12 protein-coding genes and 2 pseudogenes are annotated in these 14200 nt (G+C 58.1%); 1 reads left to right on the top strand and 13 read right to left on the bottom strand.

Annotation, left to right across the window (positions count from 1 at the left end):
• Window positions 1–115: LysR family transcriptional regulator (locus AAAC48_RS17475; RefSeq protein WP_340655402.1), on the bottom strand; the 115-nt coding region annotated here is incomplete at its 3' end.
• Window positions 116–211: 96 nt separating this feature from the next.
• On the opposite strand from AAAC48_RS17475, the gene AAAC48_RS17470 reads away from it, so the two are divergent.
• Window positions 212–394 (top strand): hypothetical protein, encoded by a 183-nt coding sequence (locus tag AAAC48_RS17470; RefSeq protein ID WP_340655400.1) that lies wholly within the window; start codon window positions 212–214, stop codon window positions 392–394.
• 61 nt (window positions 395–455) lie between these two features.
• Here the strand turns inward: AAAC48_RS17470 and AAAC48_RS17465 are convergent, their stop codons facing one another.
• The 12 genes and pseudogenes from AAAC48_RS17465 to urtB form a co-directional block, all read right to left on the bottom strand.
• Window positions 456–2111, bottom strand: a complete 1656-nt coding sequence (locus AAAC48_RS17465; RefSeq protein WP_340655399.1) for an OFA family MFS transporter — start codon at window positions 2109–2111, stop codon at window positions 456–458.
• 113 nt (window positions 2112–2224) lie between these two features.
• On the bottom strand, window positions 2225–2473 hold the full coding sequence (locus AAAC48_RS17460; RefSeq protein ID WP_340655398.1) for a formate dehydrogenase subunit delta: 249 nt from the start codon (window positions 2471–2473) through the stop codon (window positions 2225–2227).
• Entirely contained in the window at window positions 2466–3401 is a 936-nt protein-coding gene (gene fdhD, locus AAAC48_RS17455; protein ID WP_340655397.1) for a formate dehydrogenase accessory sulfurtransferase FdhD, read from the bottom strand. Before fdhD ends, AAAC48_RS17460 begins: the two co-directional genes overlap by 8 nt.
• A gap of 2 nt (window positions 3402–3403) precedes the next feature.
• Window positions 3404–6283: a formate dehydrogenase subunit alpha gene (gene fdhF / locus AAAC48_RS17450; protein ID WP_340655396.1), complete on the bottom strand. Its 2880-nt coding sequence runs from the start codon at window positions 6281–6283 to the stop codon at window positions 3404–3406.
• Between the two features lie 12 nt (window positions 6284–6295).
• Window positions 6296–7864: an NADH-quinone oxidoreductase subunit NuoF gene (locus AAAC48_RS17445; RefSeq protein WP_340655395.1), complete on the bottom strand. Its 1569-nt coding sequence runs from the start codon at window positions 7862–7864 to the stop codon at window positions 6296–6298.
• On the bottom strand, window positions 7861–8334 hold the full coding sequence (locus AAAC48_RS17440) for a formate dehydrogenase subunit gamma (protein ID WP_340655394.1): 474 nt from the start codon (window positions 8332–8334) through the stop codon (window positions 7861–7863). Before AAAC48_RS17440 ends, AAAC48_RS17445 begins: the two co-directional genes overlap by 4 nt.
• Window positions 8335–8436: 102 nt before the next feature.
• Complete coding sequence (locus AAAC48_RS17435; protein ID WP_340655393.1) at window positions 8437–9333, bottom strand: LysR family transcriptional regulator; 897 nt, start codon at window positions 9331–9333, stop codon at window positions 8437–8439.
• A gap of 99 nt (window positions 9334–9432) precedes the next feature.
• A pseudogene (locus tag AAAC48_RS17430) lies at window positions 9433–9754 on the bottom strand (helix-turn-helix transcriptional regulator).
• Window positions 9755–9924: 170 nt separating this feature from the next.
• On the bottom strand, window positions 9925–10620 hold the full coding sequence (gene urtE, locus AAAC48_RS17425; RefSeq protein ID WP_340655392.1) for an urea ABC transporter ATP-binding subunit UrtE: 696 nt from the start codon (window positions 10618–10620) through the stop codon (window positions 9925–9927).
• A gap of 14 nt (window positions 10621–10634) precedes the next feature.
• Window positions 10635–11381, bottom strand: coding sequence for an urea ABC transporter ATP-binding protein UrtD (urtD, locus tag AAAC48_RS17420; RefSeq protein WP_340655391.1), 747 nt, complete (start codon window positions 11379–11381; stop codon window positions 10635–10637).
• 126 nt (window positions 11382–11507) lie between these two features.
• Window positions 11508–12569, bottom strand: a pseudogene (gene urtC, locus AAAC48_RS17415) (urea ABC transporter permease subunit UrtC); the annotation flags it as partial.
• Complete coding sequence (gene urtB / locus AAAC48_RS17410) at window positions 12566–14191, bottom strand: urea ABC transporter permease subunit UrtB (RefSeq protein ID WP_340655390.1); 1626 nt, start codon at window positions 14189–14191, stop codon at window positions 12566–12568. The gene urtB and the pseudogene urtC, both read right to left, overlap by 4 nt.
• Window positions 14192–14200: the final 9 nt, after the last annotated feature.

Raw genomic sequence — 14200 nt, 5'->3', positions numbered from 1 at the left:
TGACCGCGCTTACGGAGACGCCAAGCTCCTCCGCTGCCTTTGGTAGCGACCCCAGCCGGCCGATCGCTTCGACCGCTTTCAGCCCGTTGAGGTGAAGTCTGTTCAGATTCTTCATCAAGATTTTCTTAATACAGGTTTCGGCAATCTGGATTGCGACTTGCACCAGATGTCAACAAAATAGCGTATATTTCGGATTTCAGGGATAGACGAAATGAAGATTTTCTCTCTGCTTCGAGCTTTGCCGCTATGGCTCCGCGACAATCAGGTTCAGGCAAGTCGCAATGCCGATGTCGACTGGCGCCGTGATCCACTGTCGCATCCGGCGTTACGGACCATGTGCCTCGATCAGCTGGCAGATCTGCCGTTCGACCCTCGCGCCGTTCTCAGGCAGTGATCGACAAAACAAAAGAGGGCCCTCGCGAACGGGGGGCCACTTTGCTTCTGCGACATGTGAATTACTTGAACAGGATAGCCGCCTGTTGCAGCGTCATCCACACACCCCAGAGTATCGGGATTCCAACCGCCGCCCAGGCGAGAGCTGCCTTCGCATCGAGCCCGCCATGTCCTATCCCGAATGAGCCGCTTGGCCCTGCATCAGCCGTTTTCGTCTTGGCCTGAAGGGCTGCAACTTCAGCATCGGACATGAACCATTTCGATGCCAGGGGCTTGACGAAAAAGTTGGCGATTAAGCCGAGCGCGAGCATCCCGGCGAGGATGTACATGGTGCGGTCATAGACCTGGTCGCGCGGCACGCCGGCACTGATCTGGAACTCACGAATATAGTTGACGACAACCGGCCCGACGATGCCGGCCGTTGCCCATGCCGTGAGCAGACGGCCATGGATCGCGCCGACAAACTGTGTTCCGAATATATCGGCAAGATAGGCCGGGACCGTAGCGAAGCCGCCGCCATACATAGACAGGATCACGCAGAAGATGGCAACGAAGAGCGCCTGGCTGCCCATGTGCGCGGTGGTTGGCGCCAAGGCATAAAGGACGATGCCGAGGGCAAAGAAGGTGAAATACGTCGCCTTGCGCCCCAAGCGATCGGACAGCGAAGCCCAGAAAAAGCGGCCGCCAATGTTGAAGAGCGAGAGCAGTCCTGCAAAGCCTGCCGCAATGGATGCGATGGCGGTCTTCTGCGATGGATCGAGCTGGGTGAAGCCCACATCCGGCAGGCCGATCAACTTGCCGGCAAAGATCTCCTGTAGCATTGGAGACGCCATACCGATGACACCGATTCCGGCGGACACATTCAGGCAGAGCACGGCCCAGATCAGCCAGAATTGCTTTGTCTTGTGTGCATCCCTGAGGTGCACGTGGCGAGTGGTGATCATCGCCTTGGCGTCGGCCGGCGGTGTCCAGCCTTCCGGGCGCCAGTTGGCTGGGGGAATGCGATAGCCGAAGGCGCCGCAGATCATGAAGACAAAATAGCCGGCGGCCATCACCAGGAAGGTCTGCCAGACGCCAACGGACTCGGGCGTCTTGAAGTGGTTCATCAACAGATTGGCGAGCGGCGCGCCGATCATCGCGCCGCCGCCAAATCCCATGATTGCCATGCCGGTGGCCATACCGCGACGATCCGGAAACCATTTGATCAGGGTCGAAACGGGGGAAATATAGCCGAGGCCGAGGCCGACACCACCGATGACGCCTGAGCCAAGCCACATCAGCCAAAGCTGGTGGGCGATGACGCCGAATGCGGCGAGTACCATGCCGCCGCACCAGCACAGCGCCGAAACGACACCCGCCTTACGCGGGCCAACCCGTTCGAGCCAACCGCCCCAGATGGCGGCAGAACAACCAAGCAGGACGAAGAACAGCGTATAGATCCAGCCAAGGTCACTGACCCGCCAGTCGCAGCTTGTGGTGAACAGGGCAGTCAGCAGATTGAGGTCGGCACAGGCAACCGATTGTTCGACGCCTATTGCGCGCGACAGTGGCAGCCAGAAGACGCTGAAACCATAGGCCATGCCGATGCAAAGATGGATAGCGAGAGCAGCAGGTGGAACCAACCAGCGGTTGAAACCTGCCTTGGCAACGATGCGCTCCCTGTCCAGAATACCCGGACTGCCTATTATGCCTGCTTCTGCACGATCTGTTACTGACATGACAAGTTTCTCCCCCCACCAACTGGTAGACCATTCATGTTCAAAAACGTGATAAATCAGCTATATTCGGAGTTTCCTCGCAATTGCCGAGAGCCGGCATTAAGCGAAGTGTGTCAGGCCGGAACCGGCCCAGGCTTGCGGATTTGTTTTGCGGCTTCGATAACGAGAGGATCAAGGCCGCTGTCGTCCTGTTCGAGGATGCTGAAAAGCTGAGCGCGCATGCGCGGTTCCCAGAAATGATTGATGTGATCGGCAACACCCGCCACCGCCTCGTCCTTTGGCTGTGTGTGGAAGAACGTTGCTATCTGGTTCGCCATGTAGACGAGCTTGTCTGCGGTAGACTTGTGACTTTCACTATCCATATTGCACCAATCGTACTGTGGGACTTTGAACGAGGGTCGATGCTGCCGGGTCCGGGTTGGGTTTGGTGCTCGGACTGCTCAGCGTGACATCCTCTGCAATCTTATTCCCCGCCAGCGGGATACGCTCATGCCGCGTGAATATATCGAATTCGTCCCCGCGCACCAGCGCAATCAGCGTCATACCGGCTGCCTGTGCCGTCCGGATCGCCAAGGCCGTTGGCGCAGATACAGCAATCAGGATGGGAGCGCCGATGATCGCGGTCTTCTGCACCATCTCGATGGACACGCGGCTGGTGATGACAACCGCGCCGGTTCCACCCTTGGTGGCTGATCGGCATAGCGCACCGGCCAATTTGTCCAGCGCGTTGTGGCGGCCGACATCCTCGCGCGCGGCAACGATGCCCTTGCCGGGCACATAAAAGCCGGCGGCGTGAACGGCACCGGTTTCACCATGAAGTGGTTGAACTGCTGACAAGAGCTTTACCGCCTGAGCGATTTCATCCGGCGTCAGTTTGAGTTTGGTTTTGCCAACCGAAGCAACCGGCTTCAGCGCCTGCTCGATCGACTCGATGCCGCACAGGCCGCAGCCGACGGGTCCAGCCATGCGACGGCGACGATCCGTTAGCTCCTTGCCTGCTTCACTGGCAAGACGTATCTGGATATCGATGCCCTCGTCATGTTCCTCAACAGCAATTTCGCTGATCTCATCGACCCGGGAGATAATGCCTTCGGACAAGCTGAAGCCGACAGCGAAATCCTCCGCATCAGCTGGCGTCGCCATCATGACCGCATGGGTCGTGCCGTTGTAGCTGAAGGCGACCGGGGTTTCTTCCGGCACCAATCGACTATCGGTCGCGTAGATCTCACCGCTGCCCTTGCGGCGGCGGGTGATGCGCGGCACTGACAGTCGTGTGGCGCGCGCGGCCATTGTTATTCAGCCGCGTCCAGCACGGGCGAAATGCGTCGGCTCTGGCGCGCCTGCTCATCATACTTGACCTGCCAGTCGCTCGGGCCATTCGAGGCGCCGACCTGGACAGCCGTAACCTTGTATTCAGGGCAGTTGGTCGCCCAGTCGGAAAAGTCCGTGGTAATCACATTGGCCTGCGTCGTCGGATGGTGGAAGGTCGTATAGACCACACCCGTCGATACACGATCGGTGATGAGCGCCCGCAGGGTGGTTTCACCCGAGCGGCTCGTGACCTTCACCCAATCCCCATCACGGATGCCACGCTGTTCGGCATCATGGGGATGGATTTCAAGCCGATCCTCTTCATGCCAGATGACATTGTCCGTGCGGCGCGTCTGCGCGCCCACATTATACTGCGACAAAATACGGCCCGTCGTGAGCAGCAGCGGGAAGCGCGGTCCGGTCCGCTCGTCAGTCGCGACGTATTCGGTGCGGATGAACTTGCCCCTGCCGCGTGCAAAGCTCTCGATGTGCATGATCGGCGTTCCCAAAGGTGCCTTTTCATTGCAGGGCCACTGGACCGAACCTTCCTTGTCGAGCAGATCGAAAGACACGCCGGCAAAGCTTGGCGTTGTCAGTGCAATTTCATCCATGATCTCGGAAGGATGCATATAGTTCCAGTTCAGGCCCATTGTCTTGGCAAGGTTCTGTGTAATTTCCCAATCAGCATAGCCATTTTTCGGGCTCATCACCTTGCGCACGCGATTGATGCGGCGCTCGGCATTGGTGAAAGTGCCATCCTTTTCAAGGAAGGTCGAACCTGGCAGGAAGACGTGGGCATAGTTGGCAGTTTCGTTGAGGAAGAGGTCGTGCACGACGACGCATTCCATCGCAGCGAGACCGGCGGCAACATGCTTGGTATCGGGGTCGGACTGAAGAATATCCTCGCCCTGAATGTAGATGCCTTTGAAAGTGCCATCGACCGCGGCATCGAGCATGTTGGGGATGCGCAGACCCGGCTCGTCCTGCAGCTTCACGCCCCATAGCTTGTCGAAGATATCGCGCGTCGACTCATCAGAAATGTGGCGGTAGCCCGGCAGTTCATGCGGGAAGGATCCCATGTCGCAGGAACCCTGAACATTGTTCTGGCCACGCAGCGGGTTCACCCCGACGCCCTTGCGGCCGATATTGCCGGTCGCCATGGCGAGGTTGGCGATGGCCATGACGGTGGTCGAGCCCTGGCTGTGTTCGGTAACGCCGAGACCATAGTAGATGGAGCCGTTGCCGCCGGTTGCGAACAGACGAGCGGCCTCGCGCAGCAACTGAGGAGAAACGCCGGAAATCTGCTCGATGGCTTCGGGGCTGTGTTCCGGCGAGGAAACAAAGGCTGCCCAATCCTGGAATTCGTCCCAATCGCAACGTTCGCGAATGAATTTCTCGTCGAACAGGCCCTCAGTGACAATGACATGCGCCATCGAGGTGACAACTGCGACGTTGGTGCCGGGACGCAGAGGCAGATGATATGACGCTTCCACATGCGGTGTACGCACAAGATCGATACGACGCGGATCGACGATGATCAGCTTCGCGCCCTTGCGCAGGCGCTTCTTCAGGCGCGAGGCGAAGACCGGATGGCCATCAGTCGGATTGGCACCGATGATCATGACCACGTCGGTATGCTCGACACTGTCGAAATCCTGAGTGCCTGCCGAGGTACCAAAGGTCTGTTTCAGACCGTAGCCTGTTGGCGAATGGCAGACGCGGGCGCACGTGTCGACATTGTTGTTGCCGAAGCCGGCGCGAACCAGCTTCTGGACAAGGTAAGTCTCTTCATTGGTACAGCGGGAAGATGTGATGCCACCAATGGAATTGCGGCCATACTGGTACTGGATACGGCGGAATTCATTCGCCACATGCTTATATGCTTCATCCCACGTGACTTCACGCCACGGATCCGAGACCTTCTCGCGGATCATCGGATTTAGGATGCGATCCTTGTGGGTCGAGTAGCCATAGGCAAAGCGGCCCTTGACGCAGGAATGGCCGCGATTGGCCTTGCCATCTTTCCAGGGCACCATGCGCACCAGCTCTTCGCCGCGCATCTCGGCCTTGAACGAACAGCCGACGCCGCAATAGGCGCAGGTCGTGACCTTTGAATGTTCAGGCTGGCCGATCTGAATGACCGACTTTTCCGTCAGCGTCGCGGTCGGGCAAGCCTGTACACAAGCGCCGCACGACACGCATTCACTGTCGACGAAATTTTCGTGCGCACCGGAAGCAACACGGCTGTTGAAGCCGCGACCCTCGATGGTCAGCGCGAATGTGCCCTGCACTTCCTCGCAGGCGCGCACGCAGAGCGAGCAGACAATGCATTTCGACGGATCATAGGTGAAGTACGGATTGGATTCATCCTTTGGCAGCCAGCGGTCGTTGGCAACGACACCGGCCTTGGCGAAAACGTGGTTTTCACCTTCATAGCCGTAGCGAACGTCGCGAAGGCCGACAGCGCCCGCCATGTCCTGCAATTCGCAATCGCCATTGGCAGCGCAGGTCAGGCAATCGAGTGGATGGTCAGAGATGTAGAGCTCCATCACACCCTTGCGGATGTCCTTCAGACGCTGGGTCTGGGTGCGGACAACGAGCCCTTCCATGGCAGGCGTCGTGCAGGAGGCGGGAGTGCCATTGCGGCCCTCGATCTCGACAAGGCAAAGGCGGCAGGAGCCGAACGCGTCAACCATGTCGGAGGCGCACAGCTTTGGTACCTTGATGCCGGCTTCCATCGAGGCACGCATGATCGACGTACCTTCGGGCACAGTAACCTCATTTCCGTCGATGGTCAGCGTGATCATCTTCTCCGAGGTGCTGGCGGGTGTGCCGTAATCGATTTCTTGGATCAGGGACATCTTAAGCTCCTATTATTCCGCAGCGTTGGCCGCAAGGTGCGTACTTGGGGCCGGGCGGAAATCTTCAGGAAAATGCGTCAGCGCACTCATGACGGGATAGGGCGTGAAGCCGCCCAGGGCACACAGCGAGCCGAACTTCATTGTATTGCACAAATCGGTCAGAACTTCGATTTGCTTCGCGGGTTCGATATTGGCCGAGATACGATCAACGACCTCGACGCCACGTGTCGAGCCTATGCGGCAAGGCGTACACTTGCCGCAGGATTCAACCGCGCAGAATTCCATGGCAAAGCGCGCTTGCTTCAGCATATCGACTGTGTCGTCAAACACCACGAGCCCGGCGTGACCGATCAAACCATCCCTGGCGGCGAAGGCTTCATAGTCGAAGGGCGTATCAAAGAGTTCGCGCGGGAAATAGGCGCCAAGCGGTCCTCCAACCTGTACGGCCTTGACCGGACGGCCGGTGGCCGTGCCGCCGCCTATTTCGTCGACGATTTCGCCAAGCGTCAGCCCGAACGCTGTTTCATAGAGGCCGGCATGCTTGACATTACCGGCGATCTGCAGCGGGATCGTGCCGCGCGAACGACCCATGCCGAAATCCTTGTAGAAAGCGGCACCCTTGTCGAGAATGACCGGAACGGAAGCGAGCGAAATCACATTGTTGATGACGGTCGGCCTGCCGAAAAGGCCCTTGTGCGCAGGGAGCGGCGGTTTGGCACGGACGATGCCACGGCGACCCTCGAGGCTTTCGAGCAGTGCGGTTTCTTCGCCGCAGACATAAGCGCCTGCGCCGACGCGCACCTCGATGTCGAAGGCATAGGAAGAACCAAGGACGGACTGCCCCAGAACGCCCGCCCTGCGGGCAACGTCGAGCGCTTCATTCATGACGGCAATGGCATGAGGATATTCGGAGCGCGTGTAGATATAGCCCTTGGTCGCACCAACGGCGATGCCGGCGATCGCCATGCCCTCGATCAGCACGAACGGATCGCCTTCCATGATCATTCGATCGGCAAAGGTGCCGCTATCGCCCTCATCGGCATTGCAGACGATGTATTTCTGCTCGCCTTTGGTATCAAGGACGGTCTTCCATTTGATGCCGGTCGGAAAACCCGCACCGCCACGGCCACGCAGACCTGACTCTGTTACCTGCGCCACGATTTCGGCAGGCGTCAGTTTCAGCGCGTTCTCGAGTCCCTTCATGCCATCATGGGCGCGGTAGTCTTCGAGGGAAACAGGATCGGTTATGCCGCAGCGGGCAAAGGTAAGACGCGTCTGTTTGGCGAGGAACGGCAGTTGGTCGGTAAGGCCGAGCCAAAGCGGGTGCACCCTGCTCTCGGCGATGCCGTTGTCGAGCAGCGCAGTCACATCGGAGGCCTTGACCGGGCCATAGGCGACGCGGCCGTTCGGCGTGTCGACTTCAACCATGGGCTCAAGCCAATAAAGGCCGCGCGAGCCATTGCGGACGATCCGCGCGTCGAGATTGCGCGTTTCGATTTCTGCCTGGAGTTTCCTGGCCACTTTTTCGGCCCCAAGCGCGAGAGCGCCGGAATCACGCGGAACATAGAAGGTGACCGTCATAGCCGCACCTCCGTCGCGATTTCTTCAAGCGTTTCAGCGTCAAGGCGGCCAATGACCTCGCCATCGAGCATCGCCGAAGGTGCGCAGGCACAGAGGCCGAGACAATAAACAGGTTCGAGTGTCACGGCGCCATCAGCTGTGGTGCCATGCCAATCCACACCGAGCAGCTGGCGCGCCCGATCAGCGAGCGCCTCGCCGCCCATGGACTGACAAGCTTCAGCCCGACAGAGCTTCAGCACGTGGCGGCCAAAAGGATGATCACGATAGTCATGATAGAAGGTGAAAACGCCATGGACCTCGGCGCGGGAGATGTTGAGGGCTTGCGCAATCAACGGCAGCGTTTCCTGCGGCACATAGCCGAACTCGTCCTGCAATTCGTGCAGGATTGGAAGCAGAGGACCTTCTTTGCCCTTCAGTTGATCGATAATGCCTATCGCCCTTGCGGCGATATCGGTACTTGCGCTCTGCATATCGTGCAGGTCCTCCCTTGTTTTCTCCCCATTTCTTGGAACAGATCAAAATTACCACCCAATATCAATATAGCAGACTCGTCGGACGATAGAAATTTTCTATCAAACCATCTTCAAGCTGAGGGCTAGTGCGCGTGCCTCGTGCAGCAGGGCGGAAACCAGCGGCGTGTGGGGCTCGCGATCTGCCGCGACAAGCCCGACGAGGTGGCGCGCATCGGGCTCCACAATCGGAATAGAGCGGATAGGTTCGGCAAATCCTAGCGTTTCGGCAAGGTTGAGCGGCATGATGCTCGCCCATTTCCCGGTGCGAATATGCGAGAACAGAACGATCATCGAGTTTGATTCGAGCGTGGGGTGGACCTCAACGCCCGCTTCCTCAAGATGTTTGTTGATCAGCCGGCGATTTTGCATGTCGATTGTCAGGAGACAGAGCGGCAAATGCCCAACCTCGGCCCAGGTGACGGACTCGCGGTCGGAATAGGTATTGCCTGCAGAAGTGATGAGCTGATAGCGCTCCGAATAAAGTGGCACCGACGTGACCCGTCCAAGCGGTTCATTGTCGAGATAGCTTATGCCCACATCGATCTCGAAATTGCTGAGAAGCGTCAGCACCTCAAGCGACGTGCGTGATGTTATGGAGAACGTCACATCCGGATGCTTTTCGCGAAACGGCGTGGTCAGCCGCGAGACCATGGCAAGCGCCGTCGGAATGGCCGCGATCTGGACATGGCCGGCAAGACCAAAGCGGGCGGCGCGAATTTCTTCGCGCATCGTCCGTGTATCGCCGACGATGCGCCGGGCCCACTCAAGCACGCGCTGGCCTTCGGAGGTTAATCCCTTGAAGCGTGAACCACGCTGCACAAGCACAACGCCCAGCGTATCCTCAAGCTGGCGGATTGCGGCGGAGAGCGTTGGCTGAGTAACACCGCATTCTTCCGCCGCCCGGCCGAAATGCTGATGGCGCGCCAAGGCGATGAAAAATTCCAGCTTGTCGATCATAGGGGTCCATCCTCCGGAGTGACCCTAACGAGGATTATATCGTATCAGCAAGGCAAGTTTTCAAACGGTGAGGAACCTGCCAATCCTTCCTACCTGCCGTCAGACCGAATCGTCGAGGTCGACCTGAAGAACCGCGGCGATTTTTTCATTGCCGACATTCCACCTTCCTTTTTGCCGTTCTGGATATCGGACATGTAGGAGGCACTGATTCCGACTTTCTCCGCCAGGTGCCGGTTCGATAAGCCGCGATATTCGCGCCAGACACGAACTTTGTTTTCACCATCAAGAATGCGGTCAACAATTCCGGATGGGATCAATTCTTCTTCGCCAGCTGCGATCCGTGCCTTGACTTTGTCATAGGCAGCAATGTCATGCGCATCTCAGCATTATTGACCAGCTTTTCGCAAAGCGCGCGTGGCATCACCACAATTTCGTCGCCGCTCGGCGTCTTAAAGATCGTAGTCTTGTTTATGGCTATCGTAATTCATAAATGCCGCCACGCGGGCCAATTTCAACAATACTTATCACGTTGCCATCTTCGTCAAATATCACGCAACCTGTAGCCGTTTCGACCCTGTAACTTTATGGGCCCTATACGGTCAGGAACTTGCGCACGTCCGGCCTGTCCAGGCTGGCGGCGTCGCCGGAATGGACGATCTCGCCGCGGTCCATGATATAGACGTGATCGGCCAGCTCCCGGCAGAAATCGAGATATTGCTCGACCAGCAGGATGGCGAGCCCGGCCTGATCACGCAGATACTGGATGGCCCTGCCGATATCCTTGATGATCGATGGCTGTATACCTTCCGTTGGTTCGTCGAGGACCAGCAGTTTTGGCCGCGTCACCAGCGCGCGCCCGATGGCGAGTTGTTGCTGCTGACCACCGGAGAGATCGCCGCCCCGCCGTCCAAGCATGGTTTTCAGAACCGGAAACAGCTCAAAGACTTCCGGCGGCACATTGCGATTGCCGCGCTTGGCAGCGGCAAAGCCGGTGGCCAGATTCTCGCGCACGGTGAGCAGGGGGAATATCTCGCGCCCCTGCGGGACAAAAGCGATACCGGCACGAGCCCGGTCATAGGGTGGTTTCTTGGCGAGGGGCGATCCGTCGAAACTGATCGAGCCGGACGATAGCGGGTGCTGGCCGACGATGGCCCTGAGCATGCTGGTCTTGCCGACACCATTGCGGCCCAGAACGCAGGTGATCGATTGGGGCTTAACCTCCAGTGACACCCCACGCAGGGCCTGAGCAGCACCATAATGGAGGGAGGCATTTTCAACCGTCAGCATAGGAGAATTCCTTTTCACCTTCCAAGATAGACCTCGATCACGCGCTGGTCATTGCTGACGAAATCGAGCGAACCTTCCGCCAGTACCGACCCCTCGTGCAGGCAGGTCACCTTCACATCAAGCTCGCGCACGAAATGCATGTCGTGTTCGACAACAAGTACCGAGCGGGTCTTGGCGATCTCGCGCAGCAGTTTGGCCGTCTCGGCGGTCTCAGCATCGGTCATCCCGGCGACCGGCTCATCAACCAGCAGCAATTTGGGGTCCTGTGCCAGGAGCATGCCGATCTCGAGCCATTGCTTCTGGCCGTGCGATAAATTTGCGGCGAGCCAGTCGCGCTTTTCGTTGAGGCGGATCGTATAAAGGATATCGTCGATCCGCTCGGCTTCATCGTGGCTCTGGCGATGAAATAACGTCGAGAATGCCGATCTTGGGCCGGAAAGCGCCAATACCAGATTGTTCTCGACCGTGTGACTTTCGAATACGGTCGGCTTCTGGAACTTGCGTCCGATACCAAGCAGTGCGATTTGCGCCTCGTCGTGCTTGGTGAGGTCCACATCGCCGTTGAAATAAACATCGCCTGCATCCGGCCTGGTCTTGCCGGTGATGATGTCCATCATCGTGGTTTTACCGGCACCGTTAGGCCCAATGATCGCGCGCATCTCACCCGCCTGCAACACGAGCGACAGATTGTTAATCGCACGAAAACCGTCGAAGGAGACCGAAACACCGTCGAGATAGAGCAATGTATCTTGGGCTTTCATGATCTATTCCGCTGCCTGAGGTTCGGGGAGTTGTGTTGCTATCGTGTCCGTGGAAGCCGAAACCGCAGCTTCACCTTTCTTTCGCGCGGCACGATCCGCCTGCTTCGTTTTCCACGAGCCATAGAGACCGAGGATGCCCTTCGGCAGGAACAGAGTGACGATGATGAACAGCGCGCCCAAAGCAAACAGCCATATTTCCGGGAATGCGGCTGTAAAATAGGTCTTGCCGAAATTGACCAGCACCGCGCCAATGATGGGACCGATGATCGTCCCGCGGCCACCGACAGCCACCCAGATAACCGCCTCGATCGAGTTGGCTGGCTCGAACTCCGAGGGGTTGATGATGCCGACCTGCGGCACGTAAAGTGCACCAGCAATTCCCGCCATCATGGCGGATATGGTCCATACAAAGAGCTTGTAGCGATCGACGCGATAGCCGAGAAAGCGCATGCGGCTCTCGGCATCGCGTACACCCACAAGCACCTTGCCGAGCTTGGAGCGGACGATGAAGCTGGTCACGAACACGGCGAGCGCGAGAAACAGCGCAGTCGCCGCGAACAGCATGGAACGGGTGCTGTCCGCCTGGACGTTGAAGCCGACAATATCCTTGAAATCAGTGAGGCCGTTGTTGCCTCCGAATCCCATATCGTTACGGAAGAAGGCGAGAAGCAGCGCGTAGGTGAGGGCCTGGGTGATGATCGAAAGATAGACACCGGTAACACGCGAGCGAAAAGCAAGCCAGCCAAAGCCGAAAGCCAGAACACCCGGAACCAGCACCACCATCAGGGCCGCGAACCAGAAACTGTCAAAACCATGCCAGAACCACGGCAATTCCTTCCAATTGAGGAAGACCATGAAATCCGGAAGGACCGGATCGGCGTAGACGCCGCGCGGGCCGATCTGGCGCATCAGATACATGCCCATGGCATAGCCTCCCAACGCGAAAAAAGCGCCGTGACCAAGCGATAGAATGCCGCAGAAGCCCCAGACCAGATCCAGTGCTACAGCCAGCATGGCATAGGTCAGATATTTGCCAATCAGCGAAACGAGATAGGTAGGAATGTGAAAGGGCGAGGCTACCGGAAGCAGGAGATTGGACAAGGGTACCAGCAGAGCGATGGCGACGAGCAATCCGATGACAACTGTGCCGCGCCGATCAACATGGGTAAAAAACCAACGGGTTATCATGCCTCTATGGCCCTTCCCTTGAGTGCGAAGAGACCGCGCGGACGCTTCTGGATGAACAGGATGATGAGCACGAGTACGAGGATCTTGCCGAGAACCGCACCAGCAAAGGGCTCAAGGAACTTGTTGGCTATGCCGAGTGACATGGCGCCAACGAGCGTGCCCCAGAGATTGCCGACGCCGCCGAAAACCACGACCATGAAACTGTCGATAATATAGCCTTGCCCCAGATTGGGACTGACATTGTCGATCTGGCTGAGTGCCACACCGGCGATACCGGCAATACCAGAACCCAAGCCGAAAGTCAGCGCATCGACCCATGGCGTCCTGATGCCCATGGACGAAGCCATGCGGCGGTTCTGCGTCACCGCGCGCATGCGCAGGCCGAGCATGGTCTTCTTCAGGACAAGCTGCAGGATGGCAAAGACCGCGAGGGCAAAGACGATAATCCACAGCCGCGACCAGGTCAGGGTCAGCAGGCCAAGATCGAACGATCCCGCCATCCAGGATGGGTTACCGACCTGCACATTGGATGCGCCAAACCAGGAGCGGATGGCCTGTTGCAGCACAAGCGAAATGCCCCATGTGGCGAGCAGTGTTTCGAGCGGTCGGCCATACAGAAAGCGAATGACGCTTCGCTCAATGATAACGCCGATTGCGCCTGAGACCAGAAAGGCGGCAGGCAGTGCGATGAGGAGAGAATAATCGAAAATTCCAGGTGCGGCCGTGCGAATAATCTGCTGAACCACGAAAGTCGTGTAAGCGCCGATCATCACCATCTCACCATGCGCCATGTTGATGACGCCCATGACGCCGAATGTAATGGCTAGTCCGATGGCAGCAAGCAGCAGCACCGAACCCAGCGACAAGCCATAGACGACATTCTGGACGCCGTTCCATAAGGCGAGTTTCGAATTGATGCGGCTCATTGCCGACCGTGCGGCTTCCCCAACCGGGCCGTCGACCCCCGCAAGCGGTGTGAGCAGGCCCAATGCGTCGCGGCTGTTGCCGGCGCTGACTTCCGCAATCGCCGCGATCTTCGCATCATTTGCTGCGTCGGAGTTGAGTACGGCAGCCGCTTTGGCCTGATTCATCAACGCCTTGATTCCTGCATCCTTCTCGGCAGTAATTGCCTGATCAAGCAGAGGGATCGATTCCGGATCACGGGTTTTCAGAATGGCCTCGGCGGCAGAGCGGCGCTCGGCGGCGTCGTTGCTCATCAATGTCAGCCCCCCAATGGCAGCAGCGATATCACGGCGCAGCCGGTTGTTGACCTTGATCTTCTCTGCAGCAGAGCGCGACACGGGATCTAGTTTCGCACCGGTCAATGGATCAGTCGCGGCATAGTCTGAACCGTCACGCTTGCCGAGAAAAACTGTCTTGTCGGCCTTCGAGACATAAAGATCGCCAGCGCTGAGGGCATTCAGGATGGAGGATACCCGGGGATCGCCGGTCTTGGCGAGGTCGGAAATGGCCTTCGTGGTATCGTCAAAATCATCACCCGCAAGGGCCTGAACGAACGGCCGCAGCGTTGCGTCATCGACAGTCTGCGCATTTGTTTCGATTGCGTGAAAACAGACGCCGAGCATCACAACAAGTACGGACAGCAAGCGGGTGAATGGCATCAATTAATC

This window comes from Phyllobacterium sp., assembly GCF_037994405.1.
Taxonomy (GTDB): Bacteria; Pseudomonadota; Alphaproteobacteria; order Rhizobiales; family Rhizobiaceae; genus Phyllobacterium.
The sequence above is the reverse complement of the archived record's forward strand: the minus strand, read 5'-3'. Positions and strand labels throughout refer to the sequence as shown.

Excerpts from the sequence above, each read along its gene's own strand:
- fdhD (WP_340655397.1), bottom strand. The coding sequence starts at position 3,401 with ATGGCCGCGCGCGCCACACGACTGTCAGTGCCGCGCATCACCCGCCGC.
- AAAC48_RS17465 (WP_340655399.1), bottom strand. The coding sequence starts at position 2,111 with ATGTCAGTAACAGATCGTGCAGAAGCAGGCATAATAGGCAGTCCGGGT.
- AAAC48_RS17440 (WP_340655394.1), bottom strand. The coding sequence starts at position 8,334 with ATGCAGAGCGCAAGTACCGATATCGCCGCAAGGGCGATAGGCATTATC.
- urtE (WP_340655392.1), bottom strand. The coding sequence starts at position 10,620 with ATGCTGACGGTTGAAAATGCCTCCCTCCATTATGGTGCTGCTCAGGCC.
- urtB (WP_340655390.1), bottom strand. The coding sequence starts at position 14,191 with ATGCCATTCACCCGCTTGCTGTCCGTACTTGTTGTGATGCTCGGCGTC.
- AAAC48_RS17445 (WP_340655395.1), bottom strand. The coding sequence starts at position 7,864 with ATGACGGTCACCTTCTATGTTCCGCGTGATTCCGGCGCTCTCGCGCTT.
- AAAC48_RS17435 (WP_340655393.1), bottom strand. The coding sequence starts at position 9,333 with ATGATCGACAAGCTGGAATTTTTCATCGCCTTGGCGCGCCATCAGCAT.
- AAAC48_RS17470 (WP_340655400.1), top strand. The coding sequence starts at position 212 with ATGAAGATTTTCTCTCTGCTTCGAGCTTTGCCGCTATGGCTCCGCGAC.
- urtD (WP_340655391.1), bottom strand. The coding sequence starts at position 11,381 with ATGAAAGCCCAAGATACATTGCTCTATCTCGACGGTGTTTCGGTCTCC.
- AAAC48_RS17460 (WP_340655398.1), bottom strand. The coding sequence starts at position 2,473 with ATGGATAGTGAAAGTCACAAGTCTACCGCAGACAAGCTCGTCTACATG.
- fdhF (WP_340655396.1), bottom strand. The coding sequence starts at position 6,283 with ATGTCCCTGATCCAAGAAATCGATTACGGCACACCCGCCAGCACCTCG.